We start from the raw sequence: 2,976 nt of genomic DNA on the forward strand, positions 1-2,976 counted from the left end.
AGGCCAAACCGGTAAGTTTACTTGCCGGGGTTGTAGGACTACAACATGGTACAACGAGGAATAGCAGAACACTCTGGAAAGTGTGGCCATAGTGGGTGATAGCCCCGTATGCGAAATTTTTAGTTGACCTAGTAGTATCCTGAGTAGGACGGGACACGAGAAACCTTGTCTGAATCCGGGGGGACCACCCTCCAAGCCTAAATACGTCTCAGCGACCGATAGTGAACCAGTACCGTGAGGGAAAGGTGAAAAGTACCCCGTTGAGGGGAGTGAAATAGACCTGAAACCATGGACCTACAAGCAGTGGAAGCCCTATGTCTTCGGACAGGGTGACCGCGTACCTTTTGTATAATGGGCCAACGACTTATGGCTCAGTGGCAAGGTTAAGCTGTAAAGCGAAGCCGTAGCGAAAGCGAGTCTTAATAGGGCGAACGAGTCACTGGGCATAGACCCGAAGCCGAGTGAGCTATTTATGAGCAGGTTGAAGGTGGGGTAATACCTACTGGAGGACCGAACCCACGTCGGCTGAAGACGACAGGGATGACTTGTGAATAGGGGTGAAAGGCCAATCAAACTCGGCAATAGCTGGTTCTCTCCGAAAGCTATTTAGGTAGCGCCTCATGTATCACCACCGGGGGTAGAGCACTGGATGGGCTAGGGGGTTTCACGACTTACCAAACCTAACCAAACTCCGAATACCGGTGAGTGCAATCATGGGAGACAGACCTCGGATGCTAACGTCCGGGGTCAAGAGGGATACAACCCAGACCGTCAGCTAAGGTCCCCAAGTGTATGTTAAGTGGTAAACGAAGTGGAAAGGCAGTAACAGCCAGGAGGTTAGCTTAGAAGCAGCTATCCTTTAAAGAAAGCGTAATAGCTCACTGGTCGAGTCGGTCTGCGCGGAAGATATAACGGGGCTCAAACATACCACCGAAGCTACGGGTGCAGATTTATCTGCGCGGTAGGAGAGCGTTCTGTAAGCCTGCGAAGCCATACTGCAAGGAGTGGTGGAGGTATCAGAAGTGAGAATGTTGGCATAAGTAGCGATAAAACGGGTGAAAAACCCGTTCACCGAAAGCCCAAGGTTTCCTGCACCATGCTAATCAGGGCAGGGTTAGTCGGCCCCTAAGGCGAGGCTGAAAAGCGTAGTCGATGGGAAACAGGTTAATATTCCTGTACCGATGTTAAATGCGATGGGGGGACGGAGAAAGGTAGCTGATCCGGGCGTTGGTTGTCCCGGTATAAACAAGTAGGCGGAGAGATTTGGCAAATCCGGTCTCTCATTCAACGCTGAGATGTGACGTCGTGCTCTTACTTCGGTTCGAGCGAAGTCAGTGATCCTATGCTTCCAAGAAAATCCTCTAAGCTTCAGTTTAACATTGACCGTACCGTAAACCGACACAGGTAGGCGAGGCGAGAAGCCTAAGGTGCTTGAGATAACTCTGGTTAAGGAACTCGGCAAATTGGCCCCGTAACTTCGGGAGAAGGGGTGCCCCTAGTATGTGAAGCGATTCGCTCGTGGAGCAGATGGGGGTTGCAGTGACCAGGGGGTAGCGACTGTTTACTAAAAACACAGCACTCTGCGAAGCCGTAAGGCGATGTATAGGGTGTGACGCCTGCCCGGTGCTGGAAGGTTAAGAGGTGGGGTTAGCGCAAGCGAAGCTCTGAATCGAAGCCCCAGTAAACGGCGGCCGTAACTATAACGGTCCTAAGGTAGCGAAATTCCTTGTCGGGTAAGTTCCGACCTGCACGAATGGCGTAACGACTTCCCCACTGTCTCAACCAGAGACTCAGCGAAATTGAATTTGCTGTGAAGATGCAGCATACCCGCGGCTAGACGGAAAGACCCCATGCACCTTTACTATAGCTTGACATTGGATCTAGGTATGTTTTGTGCAGGATAGGTGGGAGGCTTTGAAACGATAACGCCAGTTATCGTGGAGCCATCCTTGAGATACCACCCTGAACATGCTTGGGTTCTAACCAAGACCCGTTATCCGGGTTTGGGACATTGTCTGGTGGGTAGTTTGACTGGGGCGGTCGCCTCCTAAAGAGTAACGGAGGCGCGCGAAGTTACACTCAGGCTGGTCGGAAATCAGCCATTGAGCGCAAGAGTATAAGTGTGACTGACTGCGAGACTGACAAGTCGAGCAGGGACGAAAGTCGGTTCTAGTGATCCGGTGGTTCCGAGTGGAAGGGCCATCGCTCAACGGATAAAAGGTACGCTGGGGATAACAGGCTGATTCCCCCCAAGAGTTCATATCGACGGGGGAGTTTGGCACCTCGATGTCGGCTCATCACATCCTGGGGCTGGAGCAGGTCCCAAGGGTTCGGCTGTTCGCCGATTAAAGTGGTACGTGAGCTGGGTTTAGAACGTCGTGAGACAGTTCGGTCCCTATCTACCGTGGGCGTTGGAGAATTGAGAGGATCTGTCCTTAGTACGAGAGGACCGGGATGGACAAACCTCTGGTGTTCCTGTTGTTCTGCCAAGAGCATTGCAGGGTAGCTACGTTTGGAACGGATAACCGCTGAAGGCATCTAAGCGGGAAGCCGGCCTCAAGATTAGTTCTCCCGAGACTTTAAGTCTCCTGAAGGGCCGTCGAAGACTACGACGTTGATAGGCTGGGTGTGGAAGTGTGGTAACACATGGAGCTGACCAGTACTAATTGCCCGTGCGGCTTAACCATGCAACGTTAAGACATTGGATGCATTATCACAAACTACCAGCTATGACCGGTTTATCCGGTCCACCAGTTTCCTGGTGTCCATAGCAAGGAGGAAACGCCTGATCCCATCCCGAACTCAGAAGCTAAGCTCCTTTGCGCCGATGGTACTGTGGGGTTCCCCACGGGAGAGTAGGTCGATGCCAGGAATTTACTACGGACGTCCATGTCCTTCGGGGTTTCACCCCCGTCGATATCGACGTTCAAATCGACTATCCTGTCGATTTGTAACACAAAGCCCCGCCGTTGAGAG

Annotated in this window: 2 rRNA genes (1 of these 2 running past the window's edge); both read left to right on the forward strand. The window is 52.1% G+C overall.

Going from position 1 to position 2,976, the window contains the following annotated elements:
* Positions 1-2,687: ribosomal RNA gene (locus tag FEF65_RS13215) — 23S ribosomal RNA — on the forward strand (it extends 262 nt beyond the left edge of the window).
* Between the two features lie 70 nt (positions 2,688-2,757).
* A 5S ribosomal RNA gene (rrf, locus tag FEF65_RS13220) occupies positions 2,758-2,872 on the forward strand.
* Positions 2,873-2,976: the final 104 nt, after the last annotated feature.

This window comes from Mariprofundus erugo, from assembly GCF_005818865.1.
In the GTDB taxonomy this organism is placed as follows: Bacteria; Pseudomonadota; Zetaproteobacteria; order Mariprofundales; family Mariprofundaceae; genus Mariprofundus; species Mariprofundus erugo.